The 20484-nt window shown below is 38.0% G+C and carries 16 protein-coding genes; 3 read left to right on the top strand and 13 right to left on the bottom strand.

Translation table 11 applies throughout. The features are described from left to right. Positions 1-120: 120 nt before the first annotated feature. Entirely contained in the window at positions 121-1014 is an 894-nt protein-coding gene (locus QSJ81_RS24715) for an EamA family transporter (protein ID WP_285719987.1), read from the top strand. A gap of 80 nt (positions 1015-1094) precedes the next feature. Here the strand turns inward: QSJ81_RS24715 and QSJ81_RS24710 are convergent, their stop codons facing one another. From QSJ81_RS24710 to QSJ81_RS24695, 4 genes are all read right to left on the bottom strand, one after another. Further along, positions 1095-2438, bottom strand: a complete 1344-nt coding sequence (locus QSJ81_RS24710) for a TldD/PmbA family protein (protein ID WP_285719986.1) — start codon at positions 2436-2438, stop codon at positions 1095-1097. A 3-nt stretch (positions 2439-2441) separates the two neighbouring features. Next, positions 2442-3830 carry a TldD/PmbA family protein gene (locus tag QSJ81_RS24705; RefSeq protein ID WP_285719985.1) on the bottom strand — a complete coding sequence of 463 codons (1389 nt, stop codon included), beginning with the start codon at positions 3828-3830 and terminating at the stop codon, positions 2442-2444. A gap of 186 nt (positions 3831-4016) precedes the next feature. Next, a complete protein-coding gene (locus tag QSJ81_RS24700) occupies positions 4017-4829 on the bottom strand; it encodes a beta-keto acid cleavage family enzyme (protein ID WP_285719984.1) in 813 nt (270 codons plus the stop codon). A 12-nt stretch (positions 4830-4841) separates the two neighbouring features. After that, positions 4842-6179, bottom strand: a complete 1338-nt coding sequence (locus QSJ81_RS24695; RefSeq protein ID WP_285719983.1) for an aspartate aminotransferase family protein — start codon at positions 6177-6179, stop codon at positions 4842-4844. A 185-nt stretch (positions 6180-6364) separates the two neighbouring features. On the opposite strand from QSJ81_RS24695, the gene QSJ81_RS24690 reads away from it, so the two are divergent. Both QSJ81_RS24690 and QSJ81_RS24685 read left to right on the top strand, forming a co-directional pair. Next, positions 6365-7246, top strand: coding sequence for a LysR family transcriptional regulator (locus tag QSJ81_RS24690; RefSeq protein ID WP_285719982.1), 882 nt, complete (start codon positions 6365-6367; stop codon positions 7244-7246). A gap of 125 nt (positions 7247-7371) precedes the next feature. After that, positions 7372-7512: a hypothetical protein gene (locus QSJ81_RS24685; RefSeq protein WP_285719981.1), complete on the top strand. Its 141-nt coding sequence runs from the start codon at positions 7372-7374 to the stop codon at positions 7510-7512. 145 nt (positions 7513-7657) lie between these two features. On the opposite strand, the gene QSJ81_RS24680 is transcribed toward QSJ81_RS24685, so the two are convergent. From QSJ81_RS24680 to QSJ81_RS24640, 9 genes are all read right to left on the bottom strand, one after another. Continuing rightward, on the bottom strand, positions 7658-8908 hold the full coding sequence (locus tag QSJ81_RS24680; protein ID WP_285719980.1) for a purple acid phosphatase family protein: 1251 nt from the start codon (positions 8906-8908) through the stop codon (positions 7658-7660). 449 nt (positions 8909-9357) lie between these two features. Next, positions 9358-10737 carry a tyrosine phenol-lyase gene (locus QSJ81_RS24675; RefSeq protein WP_285719979.1) on the bottom strand — a complete coding sequence of 460 codons (1380 nt, stop codon included), beginning with the start codon at positions 10735-10737 and terminating at the stop codon, positions 9358-9360. A gap of 246 nt (positions 10738-10983) precedes the next feature. Further along, positions 10984-12537 (bottom strand): sigma 54-interacting transcriptional regulator, encoded by a 1554-nt coding sequence (locus QSJ81_RS24670; RefSeq protein ID WP_352230935.1) that lies wholly within the window; start codon positions 12535-12537, stop codon positions 10984-10986. A 222-nt stretch (positions 12538-12759) separates the two neighbouring features. After that, a complete protein-coding gene (locus QSJ81_RS24665) occupies positions 12760-13578 on the bottom strand; it encodes an HAD-IIB family hydrolase (RefSeq protein WP_285719977.1) in 819 nt (272 codons plus the stop codon). Positions 13579-13595: 17 nt separating this feature from the next. Then, positions 13596-14402, bottom strand: coding sequence for a response regulator transcription factor (locus QSJ81_RS24660; protein ID WP_285719976.1), 807 nt, complete (start codon positions 14400-14402; stop codon positions 13596-13598). A gap of 15 nt (positions 14403-14417) precedes the next feature. Beyond that, positions 14418-16118 (bottom strand): sensor histidine kinase, encoded by a 1701-nt coding sequence (locus QSJ81_RS24655; protein WP_285719975.1) that lies wholly within the window; start codon positions 16116-16118, stop codon positions 14418-14420. Between the two features lie 51 nt (positions 16119-16169). After that, entirely contained in the window at positions 16170-17825 is a 1656-nt protein-coding gene (locus QSJ81_RS24650; protein ID WP_285719974.1) for an ABC transporter permease, read from the bottom strand. Then, the gene (locus QSJ81_RS24645; protein WP_285719973.1) at positions 17818-18933 is read right to left on the bottom strand and encodes an ABC transporter ATP-binding protein; all 1116 of its coding nucleotides are present in this window, start codon (positions 18931-18933) and stop codon (positions 17818-17820) included. The genes QSJ81_RS24650 and QSJ81_RS24645 overlap by 8 nt, the downstream gene beginning before the upstream one ends. A gap of 90 nt (positions 18934-19023) precedes the next feature. Beyond that, positions 19024-20064 carry an ABC transporter substrate-binding protein gene (locus tag QSJ81_RS24640; protein WP_285719972.1) on the bottom strand — a complete coding sequence of 347 codons (1041 nt, stop codon included), beginning with the start codon at positions 20062-20064 and terminating at the stop codon, positions 19024-19026. Between the last annotated feature and the right edge of the window lie 420 nt (positions 20065-20484).

Raw genomic sequence — 20484 nt, 5'->3', positions numbered from 1 at the left:
GCACACACCAAATCATGCTGATAACCTTGTACTATCACTTTTTATAACGGCATGTTATATTATTATAAATATCAGTCGGAAAACATTCATCAATGAAATTTATTCACAAAGGAGCATTTCATGCAGAGACGAGATTTAATGATTGGCTTGATTGTCATTACTGTTTGGGGGCTTAACTTCATTGCTATCAAATTAGGTTTGCAGGATACACCGCCTTTTTTACTGGGTGCTTTACGGTTCCTTTTAGCCTGCATTCCTGCTATTTTTTTCCTGCCAAAACCACCCGTGTCTTGGTCTTGGCTCATCGCCTTAGGTCTATCGATTAATGTAGGACAGTTTGCTTTTCTCTTTTTAGGTATGAAGGTTGGTATGCCAGCTGGCTTAGCATCCTTAGTATTACAATCCCAAGCCTTCTTCACTTTATTTGTAGCGGTTACCTGGATTGGTGAAAGGTGGCAATGGAATCACTTAGTCGGCCTTATACTTTCCGCTTGTGGTATGGCTGTTATTGGCCTGCAGCAAGGAGGCACTATGACTCTTGCTGGCTTTGCTTTGACCTTGGCGGCGGCAGCCTGTTGGGGGACTGGTAATGTCATAATGCGCCGTGCTACCCAAGGTGTTCCACCTTTTTCTATGTTGTCCTTAGTTGTCTGGGCTGGTGCAGTGGCTATTATACCCTTAGCGCTGCTTTCGTGGTTCTTAGAAGGCTATGACGCTTGGTTAATCGCCTTCCGATCTCCTACCCTAACTACAATTGGTTCACTGGTATACCTATCTTTTCTTGCAACGTTAGTCGGCTATGGTTTCTGGGGTAAGTTATTATCACGTTATCCAGCAGCTCTTGTCTCCCCCCTAGCCCTCTTAGTGCCATTAGTAGGGATGAGTAGTTCTGCACTGTTTTTAGGTGAATCCCTATCGATTATGCAAAGTGTAGGTGCACTACTCGTTATGCTTGGCCTGGCAGTTCATGTGCTTGGACAGCGTTGGAACTGTAAGAAACCCGTTCTGAAATAGTAACTGAAAAAGGATCTTCTTAGATTAACTAAAAGAAAGAATCACTATCGCTCTTACGAGAAATAGTGATTCTTATTTTTTTACTTTCCTGCTACTGTTAATGACTTCACTTTAATAGATGGAGATGATACGGTACTTTTAATCTGTAAATCATCTGCAATGTCTTCTATATTGTTTAACAGTTCATAAAAATTACCTGACACGGTTATCTGATTAATCGGACGGCCTAATCTGCCGTTTTCAATAATAAAGCCAATTGCGGAGAGGGAAAAATCACCCGATATGGCATTAATGCCTGCATTCGTGCCTTGCAGTTCTACTATGAGAATACCATTGTCTATTTTTTCTATGAGATCACCAAAGGATGCCCCTCCTGGCTGCAAATATACATTATGAGGTCCTACCGATACCACGCCACTATACCCATCTTTTGCTGCATGTCCTGTAGACTCGGCTCCCGCTTTTTTTCCTGTTTTCCGATTATGTAAAAAACTTCGTAGTGTACCTGCTTTAATCAATTCAAGTCTTTTTGTTGGATACCCCTCAGCATCAAAGCTTGCTGCACCAGGTGCATCTTCTTCTAAAGGATCATCAATGATTGTGATATTATCACCAGCGACTTTTTCCCCTAACTTACCTTGCAATCGTGAAAATCCCTTTTCTACTGCTTCACCAGAAAAATTCCCAATAAAAGAGTCAAGCAATTGGGTGGCCGTATCATAACGAAAAATAATTGGATAATTTCCTGTCATAATAGAATCTGCTCCTAATTTAGCGACGGCTTCTTGAGCAGCCTTCTCTGCAATTTCTTTACCATTTATTTTGGTAACATCATTCCATGTGAAGTCATATTCCCCACCTGTTGCTGTTTGCTGCCCATCACTTGCCATAAGATAAATGCCTGCAGAAAGATTGGTATATTTTGATTGACAATGCAGCCCTTTGGTATTGGCAATCAGAGTTTCGCCCTCTGTTTTTGCTGTAGCACATTGTATTACCTTTTTTACTAATGAATCTGCTGCTAATGCTGCCTTTTCCATATCAAAAGCGATCCCAATAAGTTCTTGGGGCGTAACGTTGGCTACCGATTTTGAATATCGATTGAGCTTCTCATAAAAATCAGCACCTGCAAATAATTCTTCTTGATCATCACTTTCCATAATCCCTGCATTATTCATTGCTTCATCAATTAAAAAAGCAACGGATTTTTCATCCAGCTTCTCTGTGTAGGAATATCCCATCTTGTTTTGATAGATCCCGCGAAAAGAAATCCCTCCTTGTTCTGTTATCACATAATCTTTAATCTCTTGCTCTAAGACCTTTACAGTAGTGGATTTCTTAGCAGAGTAAAAAATCTCCATATCATTAAAGCCACTTTTCTGTCCTTTTTCAAATAATGTTTTTTGAAAGTTATGTATATCCAACACTTATTCCTCCTTTCTTCCACCTACAGTTAGCTCTGATATCCTTACCATTGGTTGCCCTACTGTGACAGGAACGGTACCACTACTTGCCCCGCACATGCCAATTTCATGTTTTAGGTTATTACCTACTCGATCGATTTTTTGTAAGGTACTCATTCCATTACCAATTAATGTAGCTCCTTTTATCGCCTCGGCAATTTTCCCTTGCCGAATCATATATCCTTCCCGTACGTTAAAATTATAATCACCAGTGGCAGTATTGACGGAACCGCCCCCCATATATTTTGCAAAGATCCCAAACTCGGTACTTTGAATAATCTCTTCTGGAGTGGATTCCCCTGCTGCAATGTAGGTATTATTCATTCTAGATGTGGGGGCATAACGGTACGATTCTCGACGTCCAGACCCTGTTGGCGCCATTGACATTTTACGGCTACCTAGCTTATCAATAAGATAACCCTTTAAAACTCCATTTTCAATCAATAGGTTTCTCTTTGTAGGCATGCCCTCATCATCTATATTTAAAGAACCCCAGACATTTGGTATCGTCCCGTCGTCATAAGCCGTGACAAGGGGAGATGCAACCAGTTGTCCTAATTTTTCGGCAAAGACAGAAGTCTTATAAGCAACACTCGTTGCTTCCAAACCATGACCACATGCTTCATGGAAGAGAACACCACCAAAACCATTATTAATAATAACAGGAAACTTTCCAGATGGAGCAAAGCCAGCGTTAATTATAGTCTTAGCGCTGCGGGCAGCTTCGCGGGCATATGCCTCTATATCTAGCTGTTCCATATATTCTAAACCACCAAAATAGCCAGGTCCTACAAACCCCGTTTCCTTTTCCGAGGCAGCTGTTGCCATCGCACTAATTCCCAAACGATTGCGGCTGCGAATATCTTCCACATAAGTGCCCTCCGTATTGGCGATTAATACATTTTGTACATAATCGGAAAAAGAAATGTTCGTCTGGGTAATCACTGGATCATAGCCCATTGCTCCTTCATGAGCCCTACGCATCCAAGTAATTTTTTGTTTTTTGCTAATACTATTGGGCATTATTTTTATTTCATGGACATTTTTGATAATATTTTTACGTAAATCGATTATGCTATTTTGTCGTTGCCCATTCATTGCTTGCGCCGCACTCTGAGCAACCTTGATTAAGTTAGCTTCACTTGCATCATTTGTATAGGCATAAACTGAAAAACAACCTTTAAAGATACGAATACCTACGCCAAAATCACGCCCTGATACTGCTTTTTCCAAGATACCACCAATCATGGTTAACGAACTACTGGTTTTGTCCTCTACAAAGATTTCAGCAAAATCCCCGCCCGTTTCGCCAGCAGCATTCAGCACTTTTTCAATTACTCCTTGAGATAACAATATATCACTCCTCTTACCTGTATCTTATAACCTTATATTCTGCATATTCTATAGAAGTTATTTCTATTACTTCCCCTTAATTAAATGATTGGACATTGCAGTACAACTTTCCTTTGTATAATACCTATAAAAAAGGCCTGAATCTTCACATTTTGAAGTTCAGACCCTTTTTATGAATATTATATTTTACTCTATCCCCCATATCTTTTTAACATCTTGAGGAGTAGCTAGTTCTCTTCCCATACTTTGTGCAATGCCAGCAATTCTCCCTACCAACGCCACGTTTGTTGCTTTAATACCCTTACTATAATATACGTTATCTTCAATGCCTACACGCACATGGCCTCCTAATGCCATAGCCATAACGGATAGATTTACATGCTGAGGGCCAATGATGGAAACACTCCAAACTGCATTGGGCGGTAAACTTTCAAAAAGAAAAAATAAATTCTTGGGGGTCGCTGGTAAAGAGCCTTTTACTCCTAATACGAAATTAAATAGTAAAGGTCCTTTGATCAAGCCTTCCGTTTGCAAACGAACAGCATTGTGAATCATAGCTACATCGAATACTTCTATTTCTGGTTTAATATTTTTTTCAAGCATAGTTTTTGCCAGATACTCTACAAGCTTTGGCTCATTCGCATTAATGCTTGTAGGAAAATTAGATGACCCAGATGACAGACTAGCAGAAAGTGGATTTAATCCTAGGGCTTCTGCTCTCGCTTCCCCTGATTTCCCAGCCCTTGCGCCAGTAGAAATTTGTTTTACAATGGGACATCCAGCCTCATCAAGCAACCGAACAGTTTTCTCAAAATATTTTACATCACAAGTTGGGATTCCCTCTTCATCCCTCCCATGAATATGGGCTACAGCAGCCCCCTTTTCATAACAAGCAATTATATCCTTAACAATTTCTTCTGGCGTCAGAGGAACATGAGGAGTCATTTCCTTCGTTGGTACATTGCCCGTCGGTGCGATTGTGATAATAAGTTTTTCCATTCTACTCACCTCTTATTTCACTGTTTCGATATTTTTATCAAATTCTATAAATCCAGCCACCATGCCTTCGATTAATTCGTCTGCTTGGTCTTTCGTGATAATCAGCGGTGGCGCAAGAAGGAACTGATCCCCATTTACTCCATCGGCATTACCATTACCAGGATATACAATTACCCCATGCTTCAGTAATGTATTTGTTAGTTTTTCTGCCATACCCATTTTAACGGGGAAAGGTTCTTTTCTTGCTTTATCCCTTACAATTTCCACACCAAGCATCAATCCCTTACCCCGCACATCTCCCACATAAGAGAAGGGCAATAATTTTTCCTTTAATTGTGACAGTAAATATTCTCCAACAATACGGGAGTTTTCTACCAATTTATTTTCTACCAAAGTTTGAACTACTGCTAACGCAACCGCTGCTGATAAAGGATTTCCACCATAGGTATGTCCATGAACAAATACACCTGAACCTTGCTTAAAAGCATTGTAAATTTCTACTTTTGCAATGACAGCACCTAAGGGAGAATATCCAGCACTCATACCCTTTGCGGCACAAATCAGATCCGGTACAACTCCCCAATCTTCAATACTAAACATAGAGCCTGTCCGTCCAAAACCAGCCATTACTTCATCAGCAATAAACAAAATATCATAATGATCACAAATTTCTCGAATGATTTTAAAATAATCCTTATGGGGAACAATAGCACCACAGGCTGCGCCACCTACAGATTCTGCAATAAAGGCAGCAACATGATCCGCTCCTTCCATTTTAAGCGTCCGTTCCAAATCAAGAGCACAATCCACATTGCAAGTCTCTTGGCATTTACCAAAAGGGCAACGATAACAGTATGCCGGCGCAATATGAGGAAAATTCAAGAGTAGTGGTGTATATTTTCCACGCCTTTTATCACCCGTCATAGACAAGGATCCAATGGTATTGCCATGAAAACTCTTCCAACGAGAAATAATGCGATATTTCCCTGTTTTGCCATCTCGCTCCATATAATACTGTCGTGCCATCTTTAGTGCTGATTCTGTCGCTTCTGAACCACCAGATACCAAATATAACTTACTCAAGGAACCAGGTGCTAAATCTGCGATCAAGTTCGCCAATTCCTGTATCGGCGTAGATGTCCAGCGGGATAAATGACTAAAAGCCACTTTCTGAGCCTGTTTTACCATGGCATCGATAATCCGTGGATGAGCGTGACCTAAGTTGGATACAGCCGCACCTGAGCAAGCATCAATATACTTCTTGCCCTCTTTGTCATACAGATAAATCCCTTCTCCGCGGTCCACCTCAAGATACGTTTTATTTACATTACGATAAAATACATGACTCATCTTACTACTTCACCCTTTCACTACGTAAATTTTCCCTAATAATTTAGAAGAAATTAACATCACTGCACTAAAAAAAACTATATAGACTTTCATTTAGGCTTAGTGTATCATTTTATTATTCTTACTAGAAATGATTATTTTATATGACATTAATCATTTATAATGATGATTAAGGAGGTATCTCCGTGGAATTACGCCAACTGCAGATTTTTTGTGCTGCCGCCCAAACATTAAACTTTACAAAAGCCGGTTTAAAATTAGGCTATGCTCAATCCAATATAACAGGGCAAATTCGCCAGTTAGAGGAAGAATTGCAAGTAAAGTTATTCGAACGTTTGGGGCGAGGGATTCAACTAACGAACGAAGGGAAAATCTTCTTACAAAATGCAACAAACATATTAGCATTATGTGAAAAAGCGAAAGAAGAATTATCACCGCAAGTTTTCCGCGGAACAATCAATATTGGAGCTGCTGAGACACTTTGTGTATATCGTCTTCCTCAAATATTGACTGAATACCGTAAACGATACCCCCTTGTTGAAATCCGCGTCAAAACAGAAAGTTGCGAAAATCTTTATGAATTAATCAAAGGTAATCATATTGATATCGCCATGGTACTCACTGATAGGATTAAACCCCATGATATGGCAGTACAAACACTCCATGATGAATGCATGACACTTGTAGCAAGCCCCCTTCATAGACTAACGAAAAAGAAAAGCATCAATCCCAGTGATTTTTCTGATGAATGCCTAATCCTTACATCCCCAGGTTGCGGATATCGGCCTCTCATTCTCTCTGTCTTTAAAAAGCATGAGGTAAAACCAGAATCGATGATGGAACTCACCAGTGTAGGAGCAATAAAAGAATGTACGATTTGTGGATTGGGAGTTGCTATTTTACCGAAAATCTCTGTTAAAGATGAATTGGAAAGAGGAAAACTAATCGAACTGGATTGGACAGGACCCAAGTTCGATGTAAAAACTCAATTAATCTATCATCATGAAAAATGGCTAACACCTGCCTTGAAGGCTTTTCGGGAGCTTTGTAGCTCTATGACAAAATGATAAAAAAGTTCACTAAGACTAATCACTAAAAATGATTAATCTTATATAAACCAATCATTTTTATGTATATTTTCCACGTGCTATACTTAAACCAACAACAGATTTATGGAAAGGTGGTCTAAGTAATGGGCATAGAATTATTGTTTTCACTCACTCTTCTAATTGCATATGTAATTCTAAGAGTGTTTTCATGGCGCGGAACTACGGAAACCAAGTCGGCGTTCTGGACTAAAGATTTGATTCAAACCAATTATAAAAATAAATAAATTCACATACTGATTACCCTTTGTAAATTACAATAAAGAAAAGTAGGAGGGCACCTAAGGGTGCCCTCCTACTTTTCTTTATCTTTCTCAAGATCTTCATACCCACTACTTTAGCCAGTACTTCTTCTCATTTACTCCTACTTATTTAATCAGCCGTTTTCTCCCATGTATCAATAAGTTCTCCATTGAGCTCGAAGGCTTCTATCTTCAGACTGTGGTTACTTACCGCTACTGTCAAATAGTTTGGTTGTTCCATAGGATTATAATATACCGCATTCCAATTCTTTCGCAGGGCGCGGCCAAAGGTTTTTTTACCGCTTCGCCCAGTCGTAATATACACTGGGCCATCCCCCTTTTCATCCGTCCATTTATCACCTGCCATGGGATAAGAACGAGCATATACGTGGTCATGTCCAGAGAATACTACATCTACATGATAGCGTTCAAACAGCGGTGTGAAGGCATCACGTAGATCTTCATCCCCATCGGAAGGGCGATTATGGTGTACTGGGCGATGAATAAAAACTAGCTTCCAGCGTTTTTTTGTTGCAGCTAAATCTTTTTTTAACCACTCTTGTTGAGAAGCCAACATGTCTGGTATCCACTCCGCCTCTTCCTGCAATTGACTATCGAGGATACTGAAGTGAACATCGCCGTAATCAAAAGAATATACTTTACCTTTTAAATTATTTGGCCCATTACTAGGAAGTCGAAATAGTCCTGTATAAAGAAGGGGTTTGTCAATTTTCCACTCTGTTGTATAGGTTTCATGATTGCCCATCACTGGCATAATTGGAATGGTATCGATCACACCTTGACCAGCTTGGAACCAATCGTTCCATTGATCATAAGAAAGGCCAATATCAACTAAGTCTCCGACATTCATCATGAAGGCAACATCCGAATTTCTTTCATAGGCAGTCTTTAGAGTACGTTTCCATAACTCATAAGAATCTCCCTGGGAATCGCCAAGCAGCAAAAAACGAAAGGATTCTACCTTAGCTGGCGCTGTGGTAAAGGTATGATATGGGCTCCAAAATAATCCATCACCAACTCGATACTGATAACGAGTGGCTGGTTCAAGTTCAGTCAACTGTACCGAATGAACCGTAATCAAGCCGCGATCAGTCGCCACCTGCTGCGTTGTACCCGTCCTGACTGAGTGTAAATTATCTGCTACCTTTGCATACTCTACCTGACTACCAATGCTATATTGCCCTGTCTGCCAAGTAATCGTCTGTGTTGTGGATGGTTCCTCCATAAAAGTAAGGGCCACATTTCGTGGCAAAACCACCAAGCTAGGCGGCAAAAACCAGAAGGCCAATATTACAGCCAAAATAGCGGCTCCCACTATAGCCTTTCGTGTAGTAAATAACTTTAGTGCCTTTCGTATCATCCTGTACCCCTTTTCTCTTAAAACAGATCTAAAAGAGTCCGTATTCCTTTCTTATAGTTCCCATACCTTATTATACTATTTCTCGATAGCTCTAGTAATAATATCTATACTTTTTTGCTATTATTATGTAATATCTCACAAAGTATTCGTGCCATAAATTTAGAAAAAAATCATTTCCGCAGGATTGGAATTGCAGCATCTTCTTTGAAAACAATTTCGCCTGCGGCAAAAAATTTATTGATTATCTTCAAATTTGGCTAACCGAGCAAAATTTATTATAGTATTCAAAAGAGACAAAGAAAGTAAAAAGATGATTTCTGTTTAACACAGAAATCATCTTTTCAGTTAACTAATTCCTTCTTTAATATTTTACTTTAAGATGTTTAAGCTACTTTTTAAGTTAGCTTAAAAACGGTTATCGAGAAATTTGGTCTTCGGACCTGCCTTCTTTACTTAAGTGGTTTGAAGCGTGCAGTGAAAAAGCGTAATACTGGTGGTTCATAAACCATTTCCAAACCACAAATTTTATCCCGATTTTCATATAGATCAATAACTGCTTCAGCAACCACATCCATATGAGCGTAAGTATACACGCGACGAGGAATCGTCAAACGTACTAATTCTAATTTTGGATAGTGATGTTTACCTGTTTTTCCATCTCGACCTGCGGATACGATACCACGCTCCATGGAGCGAACACCTGAAATCGTATAAAGGGATGCTGCTAGTGCTTGAGCAGGAAATTGATCTTGAGGAATATTAGGTAAAAAGCGTTTGGCATCTAAGAAAACAGCATGACCACCGATTGGTTTTACAATAGGGACACCTGCGGCATCTAACTTACTGCCAAGATAGCGAACTTGTTCAATACGATGCTTAATATAGTAGTAATCAACAGATTCCCGCATACCACGGGCCATAGCTTCCATATCACGACCCGCTAATCCGCCATAACTTGGCATTCCTTCAAATAATACCACCATTTGTTTTGCCTTTTGAAATAAATCTTCATCATTCAAGGCTAAGAAACCACCAATATTTACCAAACAATCTTTCTTGCCACTCATGGTAGCGCCATCACCATAGCTGAATAGTTCCTTTACAATTTCAGCAATCGATTTATCTTTATAGGCTTCTTCTCGTTCTTTAATAAAATATGAATTTTCGATACAGCGAGTGGCGTCAAACATAACTTTAATACCATGTTGTCTTGCAATTTTACTAACTGCACGAGCATTTTCCATACTGACAGGCTGACCACCAGCCAAGTTTACAGTCACTGCTATGCAGATATACGGAATTTTATCAGCACCAACACGATCAATTAAATCTTGCAGCTTTTTCAGATCAACATTTCCTTTAAAAGGCTCTTCATTTTCCGAATCATGAGCAGCATCTACAATAATATCTACGAATGTAGCGCCATTCATTTCTTGGTGAGCCCGAGTTGTAGTAAAGTACATATTGCCAGGTACATAATCTCCTGGCTTAATAGCAATTCGAGATAAAATATTTTCCGCACCACGTCCCTGATGAGTAGGAACAACATGTTTGAATCCATAAAGCTCTTGAACTGTTTTTTCTAATTCAAAAAAGTTAACACTTCCAGCATAAGCCTCATCACCGAGCATCATACCAGCCCATTGATTATCACTCATCGCATTTGTGCCACTATCTGTTAACAAATCAATATAACACTCTTTAGAATTAAGTAAAAAGGTATTATAGCCTGCACGTTCAATCGCAACTTCTCTTTCTTCCTGTGTTGTCATTTTAATTGTTTCCACCATTTTAATCTTAAAAGGCTCGGCCATATACTTACGCTCCATAATAATGATCTCTCCTCTTACTATTATATAGTTTTAGTGACCTGTTACTATCTAGATCACCTTTTAGGCGCCAGCTACCTTTCGCCCCTTACCTTGTATAAATGCAAAAAATGTGCCAATTCGCAAAATCGTAATTTTGCTTGAATTAGCACACCTTTTTTCCCTCTTATGTATACAGCTGTAACTTTTTATTGCAAAAAAGATTCCAGTAGCATTAAAAGTTTCCAGAAATTATGGTTTTATTTTTCATTCTGGTAACAATCCATATTTACGCATTTTTTTCAATACTGCCGTATGAGATAAATCTAAAACTGTACCTACTCGCCTGGAAGAATGATAACGCTCCAACGTTTCTTTCAAAATAAGTCGTTCCGTCTCAGCCAAACGTTCTTTCATCGTCTGATAGTTTTCACACTGTGCTGTTGAAGAGTTTTTTACACTCATTGGCGTTCGCCGTCCTAAAAAGATATGCTCAGCTCGAATTTGGGGACCATCTACCAAATTCACAGCTCGTTCGATAACATTTTCTAGCTCACGGACGTTACCAGGCCAATCGTACCTTTGTAAACATTGCATGGCTCCAGTAGTAAAGGCATTAACCGGACGACGCATTTTATCCGCAAATCGCCCTAAAAAATACTCCGCAAGGATCGTAATATCCTCTGGTCGTTCTCGCAGTGGCGGCAAGAGAAGGGGAATGACATTTAAACGATAATATAAATCTTCCCGAAATGTTCCTCGCGCCACCATATCTTCTAAGTTGCGGTTGGTAGCAGTAATAACCCGTACGTCTACCACCAGTTCTCGTGAGCTACCTAACCGTCTAACGCGCCGCTCCTGGAGAACTCGCAGAAGTTTAACCTGTAAGTGCACCGACATTTCTCCTATCTCATCAAGAAAAAGCGTGCCACCATTGGACAGCTCGAACAGCCCTGGCTTTCCTCCTTTGACTGCTCCCGTAAAAGCTCCTTCCTCATACCCAAAGAGTTCGCTTTCCATTAACGTCTCCGGAATCGCTGCGCAGTTAATCGGTAAGAAAGTACCATGAGCTCGCATGGATCCATTATGCAGTGCCCTAGCGAAAAGTTCCTTGCCTGTCCCCGTCTCTCCACGAATTAACACGGTAGAGTCACTTAACGCGTACCTGCGAGATTGAGCTATCAATTCTTGCATTACCGAACTAATACACGCAATATCTCCAAAATCTACAGGGAGAGAAGCAGTCATCTTTTGCACTAAATTCCTTACATCTCTAATGTCTCGCAGCACTGTTACAACCCCAATAACCTCATTGCTATTCCCTTGCAGAGGAATGGTACTAATTACGCAATAGCTGCCAATGCATTCAACAAATATTTCCCGATCCCGATAAGAGCACCCAGTTGCTAATGTCTCCGACACTAGCAAATTCCATGAGAGATTGTCCCCTAAGGTTTGTCCTAGCATCTGCTCCATTGGCATGTTCAAAATTCGGACTGCTGCGGTATTACATTGGATAATAACACCGTCACAATTGACAACCAAAATTCCATCGTTGACTGAGGTCAATACCGCATCAAGCTGCTCGGCCCGTTCCTTTGAGGGCATAAATCTAGTTTTCTCCACTCTATGTACGCCCGCTACGCCACATAATGCCTGAATTAATTCCCCTTCCTTATTTTGTGACACAGCCTGACACTCTAGAAATATAGCTTCCTGCTCTACTTCGATGGTAACAATATTAATATTACGTTGCTCTAGAATCATACTAATGTCGCGAACTAACCCCACACGATCAATACAAGGCATACGTAAACGCAAATTTACCACTCCTTCTTTGCAGATCAAAAACCGATTTGATTAGAGCTCTATATTTTCAGGTATATATCTACAACATTTTTACAATCCTTTTCTAAGTTTGAATTAGTACGCATTCCCTTTTGATAAAAAAAATCTGTTATTATACTTAATTTACCATCTATATACAAACTCCTGCAAGGCTGGATGCCCTGCAGGAGTTCGGGTACAGTATTTGTCTCATTTCTACAACAGTGTTGGTACGATACGATATATGATATCATGCATTAAATCATCATCATTACTTACTGCAATAACATCTGCAACCCTTTTTACATCTTCTTGTGCATTAGCTGGTGCAACTCCACAATGAGCAAGCCGTAACATTTCAATATCATTTTGAAAGTCACCTGCTGCAATCACTTTCTTAAGGCGGAACTCTTCCATATTCAGCAATTCACCCAGCATATTTCCTTTAGAAACATGCTTGCCTACTATTTCTAAATAGGTAACTGCAGAAAAAAAGTTATTTGTTTTATTCTCTAGGTGAAATACTGCTAATAAATTTCGGCTAGCAAGTAAATTTTCGTGACTGTCACAAAGAATAACTTTAATCCAAGTTTTTTCTAATATATCACTAATTTTAGCATAAACGAACTCTTGTTTTTCTCGTTCCATATGCTCATCAATATTATTAGGATCAGTAATTACATATAGTTGCTCTTCGGTAAAAACTTCAATACACATTTGTGGAAATAATACCATTAATTGTCTCAGGTAATCAGCTAAATCAATGCTTTCAATATGCTTTGTTTGAAGAAAGCATTGCTCCTGCCAGGAAAACAGTGCGCCGCCATTATAAAGAATACACGGTGCATTAATTTCAAGCCCAGTTATATAAGGCACAACATTTTTTTGTGTACGTCCAGTAGCTACCGCAAAATATCCGCCTTGTGCGACAAAATGAGCAATTGCCTCCATATTTTTAAGTGAAACTTTATGTTCACTATTTGCAAGTGTCCCATCTAAATCTGTAATAAGGATAAAGTCCTGATATGGTTTCACAACTCAAGCTCCTTTCATTATTTATGTATAATACAGCCGATATGTTTAACAAATTCCGTAGGAGATGTTTTTGTATATTTCTTAAATACTACGCAAAAATGCTTATAATCACTAAAACCGATCAAATCAGAAACCTCATACACCCGATAAGTCCCCTTTTTCAATAAACCAATAGCTTTCTGAATACGGTAACGTGTCAATAATTCTAAAAAAGTTTGTCCCGTTGCTTCTTTAAACTTACGACTTAGATAGCTTGCGCTCACATCAAACTCCTCAGCAATCGATTCAATACTAATTTTTTCATTATACTGATCCCGAATTTTGTATAAGGTTTGCGCAACATAGCTATTTTTCAGGGTATCTTTGTTCAAATATACATCCCAATCTACAAGCTTACCAATGTCTCTCTTTTTGGTAAGGGCAACAATATTCGAGTATGCTTTATTTTCTTCCAGACTTCCCCTTATTCTATTAATTGTATTTTTAAGTTCGTCTTCATCTACAGGTTTAAGCAAATAATCTGCTACCTGCAGATGCAATGCCTTACGTGCATAGTCGAAATTAGAGTAGCTCGTTAAAATGATACTTCTAAATGGCTTAATCTCTAGACTTTGTGCTGCTTCAAGCATCTCAATACCATTCATTTCCGGCATAATAATATCTGCAATAACTAGATCTGTTTCATATCGCTTTAGCATCGCAAGTCCTTCTTTGCCATTCTCTGCTGCCCCCACCACCGTACAATTCATACTCAGCCAGTCAATGGTGTAAACGAGTCCTCTGCGTATAATTTCTTCATCTTCAACAATCAAGACTTTGAGCATATCGTTTTACTCCTTTTACTGTTTCTTATGAATTGGCAAAATAATTTTTACAGTAGTCCCTTCATGACGCTTACTCATAATTTCCAATCCATAAGACTCACCATACATCAACTGAATCCGTCGATTGACATTATAAAGTCCTGTATGTTGTGAGCAATTTGACGTAGATGATAGCATTTCGCGAATTTCATAAAGAGATTGCTCATCAATTTCCGTACCATTATTAGCAATAATAATTGCAAGCTGATTCAGGGTAATGCTAATTTTAATTTCTACAAGCATATGATGACAGGCACGAAAACCATATTTTACAGCATTTTCAATAATGGGTTGAATAATTAGCTTAGGAATAATACAATTATTAATTTCTTCTGGTATATCAAGAATATAATTTAGACGCTGACCAAATCGATATTTCTGAATATCGAGATAATTTTGCGTGTATTCCATATCCTCTTTGATTGTAACTTCACTGCTATTGTTATTGATGCTGTAGCGCAGTAAATTAGATAAGGATACAATCATTTTATTGGCTGCAACAGGATCTAATTTAATCATGAATTTTACATTTTCTAAGGTATTAAATAAAAAGTGAGGATTAAATTGGGACTCAAGCTGTTTAATCTCTGAAATAACCGTTGCCCTGGCCTTTTCATGGTTGGTTTGCATGAGCTCTTTTAAGCTGGAAAGCATTATATTATAAGCTTCACCGATAATTTGAAACTCGTTATTCGTATTAATAGTTAGACGCATATCAAGATTACCATCTTTCACAGCTGAAAATGCCTCGACAAGTTGATCGATCATTTTTGTCTTTTCCTCAGCTTGCTTTTTCACACTGATTACGATGGACAGGGATAATATGAATAATACGCCAATAAGAATCATCAATGCATTCGTCAATTGATTGATAATACCACCAACAGAAGTCAATGAAAATACTGTTAACTCACCATTTAGAATTTCTCTTCTGCTAATATAATACTTCCTATCTGCCAATGAAAAATAACCATCTGCATTTTTAAACTCTATTTTCATTTTATTCATTGCAGTATAAAAAAACTCATCTGTACAAATTGGCATATAATCATAACCGTCTTTTACAATAATATGGACATAGGGGTTTGCCACGGCGCTTACTAGTTGTGCTGCCGGCACAACAAACAGTACATAACCAGAGATTTTACCTTTTTCGAGTATTGCTTTGCCAATAACGAGATCCATTTGCGGACCGAAACTAGCAATAGAACGAACGAAAGTAAAAATTGGAACTGACGGCCTTCTTTGGATTTGCCCTATAATCCCCCAATTTGCACTTCTTGCAAGTTCAACAAATTCCGGATCCTGTTTTTGATTAGAGATTAACCGATTCATCCCCTCATCATAAAGATAAAAGTCGGTATGTACACCTATGTTATTCGTTGATTGATAAAACTTTTCATACATTTCTACCCTTGCATTTTTATTATCATGCAACTTATTAATATCACAAGTTGCTGCAATGTCGTTAGCTTTTTCCATATAACCAGAAATAATTGTACTCATCATTTCGCAAGCAACATTGAGCTTACTTTGATTGCGTTCAAGTACATTGATATTCCAATAAGCAAAGCCAAGTACAAAAACAAAAATGGCAATAATAAAAGTCGGGATAAGTGCATATAGGGTAAAAGTTCTCCGTAGCTCATCCTTTAATTGGTTAACTTTTACACTCATATTCTCACCCCGATTTTGCTAACTACTGCAATGACAGTGTCTCTTACTCCATTATAAACTAATATCCTTACTGCCGGAAACCTTAAAAAATAAAAGCAATGCAAAAACTGTTGTCAGCGTCAATATTGTAGAAAGTGCCGCCGCAGTACCATAGCTTGCACGAATTACTTCTGTATAAATGGCAACTGACATTGTTTTTGTTCCACCAGTGTACAAAATTACCGATGAACTCAATTCATTAATACAAGTAATCCAACTTAGGATGGCTCCCGATAATACACCCGGTATCATCATTACCGCCGTTATTTTAAAGAAAGTCCGCAGTGGTGACGCACCAAGGCTAATCGATGCCTCTTCAACACTGGGGCTGATTTGATACAAAATTGCTGAGCTTGAACGCAAGGTATATGGTAAACGCCGAATTACTAAAGAAACAATAATAATCATTGCTGTACCAGATAAGATCAACGGATCTTCATTAAATGCCAGAAGTAAGGTTATCCCAAGCACTGACCCAGGAATAATGTAAGGAAACATGGTCATTGTATCAATAATATCTGTAAGCCAGCTTTTTCTCCGTGTCGTAATATAAGCTACAAGCATACCAAGTATGACAATGATCAAAATTGCAATAAAGGAATAAACATAAGTATTGGTAATTGCTAAAGTCAAATTCTTAAAAACGGTAACATAACTATTTAAAGAAAAACCTGGCACAAAAATTTGTCCGTTTGTTTTTAAAAATGACGTATACATGACAGTAAATTGTGGAATCATCGATACAAACACTAATAAATAAATGCCTATATGCATAACAATATTTTTTAATCCTGGCAATTGTTTCGCCTGCATAGGTCTAAGAGAGCTCATTGTAAACGATTTTCGATTGACAACGTATTTTTGCAATAAGAAAATGATTGAAGTAAGAATAACCATTAATGTTGCCATGGCTGCAGCAAAATTGGCCTGTCCGCCTACTTCATTAATAAACTCAGAATAAATCATAACAGGCATAACATTAAATCCCTCACCAATAAGCATTGGTGTACCAAAATCGGCTAATGCATTCATGAAAACCATCAACGCACCAGCAAGCATTGTGGGTAACAACAGCGGCATAATGACGGTTGCTATTTTTTTTATGCCACTACATCCTAGACTTTCTGCCGCCTCAATTAGGGATGCATCAATCTTTTTTAGCGCACCCGAAACATACAAATAAATAAAAGGGTAAAGTTTTAATGTAAGTACCAAGAGTATACCACTAAACCCATAAATAGATGGCCATTCCATTTGAAATAATTCGGAGAAAAACTGAGTAAGTATTCCGCTTCGCCCACCTAATAAAACCCAAGAATAAGCACCTATAAAGGGTGGTGACAACATGGAAATAATCACAAATACTTCAACGAGCCACTTACCTTTCACCTTGAACGCCGTCATAAAATAGGCAAGGGTCATTCCAATTATAATGGAAAGTATGGTAACACAAGTAGTAACCCACATACTGTTGATCAATGACTGATAGTAATATTTTTTTCTGAAAAATTTAGCGAAATTCTCCATTGTAAAAGACCCTGTAACTGGATCTTGAAAACTACTAATAAACAAAGAGAATAAAGGATAAATTAAAAATAGTGCAAATATAACAACAGATAAAATAGTTACCGATGTCCAAAAATCCCATCTAAGCAGTTTTTTATTCATACTGCTTCACATCCTCAATTAAATTCATCGTTTGATCTGCTGTAAAAACATTAATTTTTGCTTTATTCGGGCGAAGAGTAATGCTATCACCAACCTCAAAGATCCTTTCCGCATGCCCTAAATCTTGCGAAAATTCAATTGATGATTGATTGGGAATTAACATTTCAGGAGGAAACGTAAGAGTATAATTTACGTATTTCCCCAGAAATACCCGAGAACTAATATTACATTGTATGCCATCTTCCTGTACAGAAAATTCTTCTGGCCTAACAGCAATAATAACATCTTGCCCATCTTCTACCGAGCCTAGGTTATCCATTTGTATTTGATAACCATCTCCAAATACAACAAATGTTTTTATTGCATCCACTTTTATTTTGCCTATAAATAAATTAGAATGTCCGATAAATGTAGATACAAATACATTATAAGGTCGTGTATAAATTGATTGGGGTTTGCCAATTTGCTGGATTACACCGGTTTGCATAACTGCGATTCTATCTGAAATCGCTAATGCTTCTTCTTGATCATGAGTTACATAGACAGTGGTAATTCCCACTTGGTTTTGTACATCGCGAATTGCACTCCGCATTTCCACTCGAAGTTTTGCATCTAAATTGGAAAGGGGTTCATCCATTAAGAGTACACTTGGATGAATTACGATTGCTCTTGCTAATGCAACACGCTGTTGTTGCCCCCCAGAAAGTCGTTCCGGTAAGCGGTCTTGATATTCTTCTATTTTTACTACCTTTAAAATATTATCAACTTTCTTTTTCATTTTTTCCTTTTCTAATCCGCGTAACTTCAAACCATATTCTACATTTTCTCGTACAGTTAAATGAGGAAATATTGCATAACTTTGAAATACCATTCCAATATTGCGCTTATGTGTTGGAATATCGTTGATCAGCAAATCATCAAACTTAATTTTTCCGCCTTCAATACTATTAAAACCTGCAATCATTCTCAGTAAAGTCGTCTTACCACAACCCGATGGCCCCAGTAAAGTGAAGAACTCACCATTTTTTATATGTGCTGATAAATCGGGGATAATCGTTACTTGGTCATATCTTTTGATTACATGGTCGATGTGAATTGCGACACTCATATGTAAACCTCCGTTCAAACTTCTAACAATTTTGTATAAATACAGCCCACATCAAATTAATTGTGTGGGCTGTATTAAATAATGAAAAGATCAGTTAACGCTGGTAAATATGTCTTTAAATTTATCCAGCCATTGTCTTTGATTTGCTACAACAACTTTTTCATCATCATTTATAATATTGATTTTAGTTTTTTCAATTAAGCCTTTTGGAGGTTCAACATCAGTACGGACCGAACGTCTATGTAACTGTTGTACGATAATGGTCTGCGCATCTTTACTTGTAATAAAATCAATAAATTTCTTTGCATTTTCCATATTTTTAGCATTTTTTATGATGTAAACACCATCTGGTTTAGAAATAACGCCTTCTTTCATATAAACCAGCTTTACTGGAGCACCATCGGCAACATATTGTGCACCACCTTCCTCAAAGGTACAACCGACAGCATATTCACCATCAGCTACTCCTTTATAAACAGCCGAAGAACCACTAAGTAATTTACCATTTAGATTTGCACAAAGTGCTTTTACATAATCCCAGCCTTTTTCAGGGTCACCTTTCCCCATCGCATAGAGCATATTGATTAAATGTTCATAGGATGAGGATGATTTCGCTGGATCACAAAATGCAATTTTCCCTTTCAATTTCGGATTTAGTAAGTCCTCATAACCTTCAACCTTTATATCGCCAATTAAATTTGTATTTACCATAATCACACTTGGAATATCCGTAAACCGAGTTAAAGTACCTTCCGTATTCTTAAATGCCTGTTGTACCTTATCTTCATTAGCGGAAGTATATGTCTCAAATAAATTTGCTTTCGGTTTCATTGTACCAAGAGATCCACCCCAGAAAATATCACCTAACGGATTTGCTTTTTCCGATTCTACCCGTTTTAATAATTCACCACTACCAGCCGCCACAACTTCTACTTTTATGCCGCTTTGTTTTTCAAACTCACTTACTAATGGATTGATAAACGTTAACGGATGAGGACAATAAATAACGAGTTTATCTGTTTTTTCTGCCGCAGATTTTTCCGTAGTTGCTTTCGTATTGCCACCACCGCAACCAACAAGAATTAGACAGGAAAGAAGTACAATAAATACCAAAGACACCAGTTTTCTCATTAGATTACCTCCATTCAAGCTTTATTTACTCAAATTATATCTAAACCGTTTCTATTGAACAATCCCAAAAACATCTATAACTATCGTGAAAAATGAACTTTGTGATTAATTTATCGCAATTTTCTGATTAAACATAAATCATTTTTTCAGCAAGAACGAAAGAACAGTTAAATCAGCGGAAAAGAATAGGTTACTGAAAATAATTATAATGTAACCTGTAACAAATAAAATCCATTCTAGTTAAACTTAGAGCTAAAAAAAGACAGTCAATACTTCAGCGAAGTCCTGATTGTCTTTTTTTAAGGTGATCATTTCCAGGTATTCGTTTTCTGTTTTAAGCCATACTATTTATTGTAGAGGGTTCGTAATGGTTGAGCCAAGACTGGTGCCGGATCTTAATAGGGTTCGGTATTGGTCGGC

The organism is Pelosinus sp. IPA-1, assembly GCF_030269905.1.
GTDB lineage: Bacteria > Bacillota > Negativicutes > DSM-13327 > DSM-13327 > Pelosinus.
This window is presented reverse-complemented; position numbering and strand designations above follow the sequence as displayed.

Coding starts and splice junctions, on each gene's coding strand:
- QSJ81_RS24715 (WP_285719987.1), top strand. CDS start 121: ATGCAGAGACGAGATTTAATGATTGGCTTGATTGTCATTACTGTTTGG.
- QSJ81_RS24700 (WP_285719984.1), bottom strand. CDS start 4,829: ATGGAAAAACTTATTATCACAATCGCACCGACGGGCAATGTACCAACG.
- QSJ81_RS24695 (WP_285719983.1), bottom strand. CDS start 6,179: ATGAGTCATGTATTTTATCGTAATGTAAATAAAACGTATCTTGAGGTG.
- QSJ81_RS24685 (WP_285719981.1), top strand. CDS start 7,372: ATGGGCATAGAATTATTGTTTTCACTCACTCTTCTAATTGCATATGTA.
- QSJ81_RS24680 (WP_285719980.1), bottom strand. CDS start 8,908: ATGATACGAAAGGCACTAAAGTTATTTACTACACGAAAGGCTATAGTG.
- QSJ81_RS24675 (WP_285719979.1), bottom strand. CDS start 10,737: ATGGAGCGTAAGTATATGGCCGAGCCTTTTAAGATTAAAATGGTGGAA.
- QSJ81_RS24660 (WP_285719976.1), bottom strand. CDS start 14,402: ATGCTCAAAGTCTTGATTGTTGAAGATGAAGAAATTATACGCAGAGGA.
- QSJ81_RS24655 (WP_285719975.1), bottom strand. CDS start 16,118: ATGAGTGTAAAAGTTAACCAATTAAAGGATGAGCTACGGAGAACTTTT.
- QSJ81_RS24650 (WP_285719974.1), bottom strand. CDS start 17,825: ATGAATAAAAAACTGCTTAGATGGGATTTTTGGACATCGGTAACTATT.
- QSJ81_RS24645 (WP_285719973.1), bottom strand. CDS start 18,933: ATGAGTGTCGCAATTCACATCGACCATGTAATCAAAAGATATGACCAA.
- QSJ81_RS24640 (WP_285719972.1), bottom strand. CDS start 20,064: ATGAGAAAACTGGTGTCTTTGGTATTTATTGTACTTCTTTCCTGTCTA.